At 73.9% G+C, this 5,391-nt stretch carries 5 protein-coding genes; all 5 read right to left on the bottom strand.

The annotated features are described in order from the left end of the window. Window positions 1–147: 147 nt before the first annotated feature. Entirely contained in the window at window positions 148–1,833 is a 1,686-nt protein-coding gene (locus E1265_RS33010; protein WP_132934646.1) for a uroporphyrinogen-III synthase, read from the bottom strand. Window positions 1,834–1,838: 5 nt separating this feature from the next. Continuing rightward, window positions 1,839–2,816: a hydroxymethylbilane synthase gene (gene hemC / locus E1265_RS33015; RefSeq protein WP_132934643.1), complete on the bottom strand. Its 978-nt coding sequence runs from the start codon at window positions 2,814–2,816 to the stop codon at window positions 1,839–1,841. Next, window positions 2,813–4,216 carry a glutamyl-tRNA reductase gene (locus tag E1265_RS33020; RefSeq protein WP_132934644.1) on the bottom strand — a complete coding sequence of 468 codons (1,404 nt, stop codon included), beginning with the start codon at window positions 4,214–4,216 and terminating at the stop codon, window positions 2,813–2,815. Before E1265_RS33020 ends, hemC begins: the two co-directional genes overlap by 4 nt. Further along, window positions 4,213–4,989, bottom strand: a complete 777-nt coding sequence (locus tag E1265_RS33025) for a redox-sensing transcriptional repressor Rex (protein WP_132934645.1) — start codon at window positions 4,987–4,989, stop codon at window positions 4,213–4,215. The genes E1265_RS33020 and E1265_RS33025 overlap by 4 nt, the downstream gene beginning before the upstream one ends. A 236-nt stretch (window positions 4,990–5,225) precedes the next feature. Further along, a partial coding sequence (locus tag E1265_RS33030; RefSeq protein ID WP_207931305.1) for a glutaredoxin family protein occupies window positions 5,226–5,391 on the bottom strand: 166 nt, incomplete at its 5' end.

Genomic DNA, 5,391 nt, shown 5'->3' on the forward strand with positions numbered 1-5,391 from the left:
GCCACAGGCCGCCCGGGGCCGGAAAGGGGCCGGCGGGTGGGGGTACGAAACCCGCCCGCCCACCAGCAACGCACCACGGCACACCACGCCGCCACCAACCGAGGCCCTTCGAGCCGCTCCGCCCGGCAGGGCGGACCGGCAGGGCGGTTACGCGCGGCGTCGCCGCTGCGGCCGCTTCTCGCTCGGCCGCTTCAGCACCTCGCCCGCATCGATCGCCGCCGCGCGCCGCGCGGCGCCGTACTGCGCGAGCGCCTCCGCCAGCGCCAGCACGGACGGCTCGGGCGCCATCACATCCACCCGCAGGCCGTGCTCCTCGGCCGTGCGGGCCGTCGCCGGGCCGATGCAGGCGATCACCGTCACGTTGTGCGGCTTGCCCGCGATGCCCACCAGGTTCCGCACCGTGCTCGACGACGTGAAAAGCACCGCGTCGAAGCCGCCGCCCTTGATGGCCTCCCGGGTCTCCGCCGGCGGCGGCGACGCCCGGACCGTGCGGTAGGCCGTGACGTCGTCCACCTCCCAGCCCAGCTCCACGAGGCCCGCCACCAGCGTCTCGGTGGCGATGTCGGCGCGCGGTAGGAAGACGCGGTCGATCGGGTCGAAGACCGGGTCGTACGGCGGCCAGTCCTCCAGCAGCCCGGCCGCCGACTGCTCGCCGCTCGGCACCAGGTCGGGCCGGACGCCGAACTCCTGCAGCACCCGCGCCGTCTGCTCGCCGACCGCCGCGACCTTGATGCCGGCGAAGGCCCGCGCGTCCAGGCCGTACTCCTCGAACTTCTCGCGGATCGCCTTGACCGCGTTCACCGAGGTGAAGGCGATCCACTCGTACCGCCCGGTCACCAGGCCCTTGACCGCGCGGTCCATCTGCTGCGGGGTGCGCGGCGGCTCGACCGCGATGGTCGGCACCTCGCTCGGCACCGCGCCGTACGAGCGCAGCTGCTCGGAGAGCGAGGCCGCCTGCTCTTTGGTGCGTGGCACAAGCACCTTCCAGCCGAACAGCGGCTTGGACTCGAACCACGCGAGCTGGTCGCGCTGCGCCGGCGCGCTGCGCTCGCCGACCACGGCTATCGCGGGGCGGTCGCCCTCCGCCGACGGCAGCACCTTCGCGGACTTCAGCGTGCGCTCCACGGTGCCGAGCGTCGCCGTCCACGTGCGCTGCCGGGTCGTGGTGCCGGCGACGGTGACCGACAGCGGGGTGTCCGGCTTGCGGCCGGCCGCGATCAGCCGGCCCGCCGTGACGGCCACGGCCTCGAGCGTGGTGGAGACCACGACGGTGGCGTCGCTCGCGCCGACCTCGGTCCAACACCGGTCGTCGGCGGTCGGCCCGTCGACGAAGCGGACGTCGCCGCCCTCCGGGTCCCGCAGCGGCACGCCGGCGTAGGCGGCCACGCCCACGCCGTGCGCGATGCCCGGCACCACTTCGAAGGTGATGCCCTCGGCGGCCAGCGCGAGCATGTCGGCGGTGGCGTCGGCGTCCATGCCGGGGTCGCCGGCGACCGCACGCACCACCCGCTTGCCGCCGCGCGCGGCCCGCATGACAAGATCAGCGGCATCGACGGTCCCGGCCGCCGCGCCGCCGGGCGCGAGGTCAGCGCCCGTGGCCTGCAGTGGTGCGTCCGTGCCCGCCCTGACGTGGGCGCGCACCACCTCGTACGCCTCAGGGTCGGCGATCAGCACATCGGCCTGGGCCAGCGCGTCGACGGCCCGCAGAGTGAGCAGACCCGGGTCCCCGGGTCCGGCACCGAGGAAGGTGACGTGTCCGTAACTGGAGCTGGGGGTGACGGCGGCGGTCGGCGACGTCCTGACCCGCTTGGCTTGTGCGGTGCGTGCGGTAATGGGGCTCAATGTGCTCGCTCCCCCATCAGACCGGCCGCGCCCTTGGCGAGCATCTCGTCGGCGAGCTCGCGGCCGGTGGCCGCGGCCTCCTCGACGGAAGCCGGTACGGGGCCGGTGGTGGACAGCTGCACCAGCGTGGAGCCGTCGGTGGTGCCGACGACGCCGCGCAGGCGCATTTCGGTGATGGACTGCCCGGCCGCCTCGGCGAGCAGGTCCGCGAACGCACCGACGGGTGCGCTGCAGCCTGCCTCCAGGGTGGCGAGCAGGGTGCGCTCGGCGGTCACGGCGACCCGGGTGTGCGGGTCGTCGAGGCCGGCGAGCTCGGCGGCGAGGGCCGTGTTTGACGCGGCGCACTCGATCGCCAGCGCCCCCTGGCCGGGGGCGGGCAGGACGATGTCGGGCGCGAGGAATTCGGTGATCTCCGCCTCCCGGCCGATGCGGTACAGTCCGGCGGCGGCGAGCACGACCGCGTCGAGCTCGCCGGAGCGCACGTACCCGATGCGGGTGTCGACATTCCCCCGGATCGGGACCGTTTCGATTTCGCAACCCAGGGCGCGGGCCCACGCGTGCAGCTGGGCCATCCGGCGCGGCGAGCCGGTGCCGATCCTGGCCCGGCCGGCCGCCACCGCGAGCCGCTCGAAGTCGAGTCCGTCGCGGGCCACCAGCGTGTCCCGCGGGTCGGCGCGCCTCGGCACGGCCGCAAGGCTCAGCTCCGCCGGCTGGAGCGTCGGCAGATCCTTGAGCGAGTGGACGGCGAAGTCGATCTCGCCCCGGAGCAGGGCGTCCCTGAGCGCCGAGACGAAGACGCCGGCGCCGCCGATCGCGGCCAGGCTCTCCCGGGAGACGTCGCCGTAGGTGGTGATCTCGACCAGCTCCACGGGACGCCCGGTGAGCCGGGTGACCAGCTCCGCGACTCCCCGCGACTGGGACATGGCGAGCAGGCTGCGCCGCGTGCCGAGCCTGAGGGCTCGCTGTGCGTTCATGACCGCTCCTTCTGATCGACCTGATCACGCTGATCAGGCGCGGGCGGCGTGCCGAGGTCGAACAGCTGGCGCAGCGCCGCCGCGTAGTAGGCGCCGTCCGGCTCGGCGGCGAGCTCCTTGACGCGCACGGTCGGCGGGTGCAGCAGTTTGTCGACGACGCGCCGCACAGTCCTGGCGATCTCGGCGCGCTCGCGCTCGCCGAGCTCCGGCAGCCGCCCGTCGAGGCGGGCCAGCTCGCCGGCGACCACCTGGGAGGCCATGGCGCGCAGCGCGACCACGGTCGGGGTGGTGTGGGCGGCGCGCCGGGCGGCGCCCAGCACCGCGACCTCCTCGGCGACGATGCCGCGCACCGCGTCCACGTCGGCGGCCATCGGCGCGTCGGCCGAGGCGGCGGCGAGCGACTCGATGTCGACGAGCCGCACGCCCTCGACGTCGTGCACGGCGGCCTCGACGTCCCGCGGCATGGCCAGGTCGAGCACGGTGAGCTCGGGGGCCGCCGGGCGGCGGCGGGCCCGCTCGCGCACGGCCCCGGCGACCGCCTCGGCGGTCAGCACCAGGCCCGTGGCGCCCGTACAGGAGACGACGACGTCGGCGAGCGCGAGCTCGGCCGCGATGGAGATGGCGTTGATCGGCACGGCGCGGGCGCGCGGCCCGTCCTGTCCTTCCGCGTCGGAGAGGCCGGCGGCGAGCCGCTCGGCACGCTCCAGCGTCCGGTTGGCGATCACCAGTTCGGCCACACCGGCGCGGGCGAGGGTCGTCGCGGCGAGCGAGGACATCGACCCGGCCCCGATCACCAGGGCACGCCTGCCGCGCACCCAGTCGACGCCGGCCCGGCCGCCGTTCAACTGCTCGAGGCCGAACGTGACCAGCGACTGGCCGGCGCGGTCGATGTTGGTCTCGCTGTGCGCCCGCTTCCCGACCCGCAGCGCCTGCTGGAACAACTCGTTCAGCAGCCGGCCGGCCGTGTGCTCCTCCTGCGCCAGCGCCAGCGCCGACTTGATCTGCCCGAGGATTTGGCCCTCGCCCACCACCATCGAGTCGAGGCCGCAGGCCACGCTCAGCAGGTGCTCGACGGCCCGGTCCTCGTGGTGCGTGTAGAGGTGGGGCTCGAGTTCGGCCTGGCTCATCCCGGTGTGCCGGCTGAGCAGGGCCCTGAGCTCGGCGACCCCGGCATGGAATCGTTCCGCCACCGCGTAGATCTCGATCCGGTTGCAGGTGGCGAGCAGCGCGGCCTCGATCGCCGACGGACGCCCCGCCGCGCCGGACACGGTCGCGGACGCGGACGCCGCGCCCGCGGCGTCGCGCAGCAGCTTGCCGCGCGCGTCGGGGGTGAGCGCGGCCGCCTCCAGCACGGACACGGGGGCACTGCGGTGACTGAGACCGATCACCAGCAGAGTCATGCGGGCATCACCGCCGGGATGTCGCCCTCCGGGCCGTCCTCGGCCCGGCCCGGGCGGCGCTCGACCGCGGCCGGCACGCGCGGCGCGCCGGCAGGGCCTGCCGCCAGCTCGTCGGCGGCCTTGCGCTGCTCGTGGAAGGCGAGGATCTGCAGCTCGATCGACAGGTCGACCTTGCGCACGTCGACGCCGTCGGGCACCGAGAGCACGGTGGGCGCGAAGTTCAGGATCGAGGTGACGCCGGCGGCCACCAGCCGGTCGCACACCTGCTGGGCGGCGCCGCCCGGGGTGGTGATGACGCCGATGGAGACGCCGTTGGCCTGGATGATCTGCTCCAGGTCGTCCACGTGGGAGACGCCCATGCCGGCCACCTGCCGCCCGGTCATCGCCGGGTCGGCGTCGATGAGCGCCGCCACCCGGAAGCCACGGGAGGCGAACCCTCCGTAGTTGGCGAGCGCGGCCCCGAGGTTACCGATGCCGACGATGACGACCGGCCAGTCCTGGGTGAGCCCGAGCTCGCGGGAGATCTGGTAGACGAGATACTCGACGTCGTACCCGACGCCACGGGTGCCGTAGCTGCCGAGGTACGAGAAGTCCTTGCGGAGCTTCGCCGAGTTCACCCCGGCGGCGCTCGCCAGCTCCTCGGACGAGACCGTCGGCACCGAGCGCTCGGACAGCGCGGTCAGCGCCCGCAGGTACAACGGAAGCCGGGCGACCGTCGCCTCGGGAATTCCTCGGCTACGGGTCGCCGGTCGGTGATTTCGGCCAGTTGCCACGGTGCTCCTGCCGGTCGGGCCAAGCGGAGGGCGGGGGCGTGGGGCGCACACATGTACGCCGGCACGGCTCCGTCCAGCCCAGGCTATGCCTTTGTGAACGCGTGCACAAAGATGGTGTCCGGTTTGTCCGGCCAAAGTGACCGGTGCCACATACGCCCACGAGGACACCCGGTCACACTCCTCACGTTTGCGCCCGACGGGGGAGAAAACGACCCCGAATGGTAATCCAAACCGGCTCAGGTCCCCAAGGCCCGGCGCAGCCGCTCCGGGTTCACGCGCCAGAAGTCGTGCTGCTCACCGTCGACGAGGACGACCGGAATCTGCTCCCAGTACAGGCGGTACAGCTCCTCGTCCTGGGTGATGTCCTTCTCCTCCCACGCCACCCCGGCCTCCCCACAGACC

This window comes from Streptomyces sp. 8K308 (assembly GCF_004348315.1).
GTDB lineage: Bacteria > Actinomycetota > Actinomycetes > Streptomycetales > Streptomycetaceae > Streptomyces.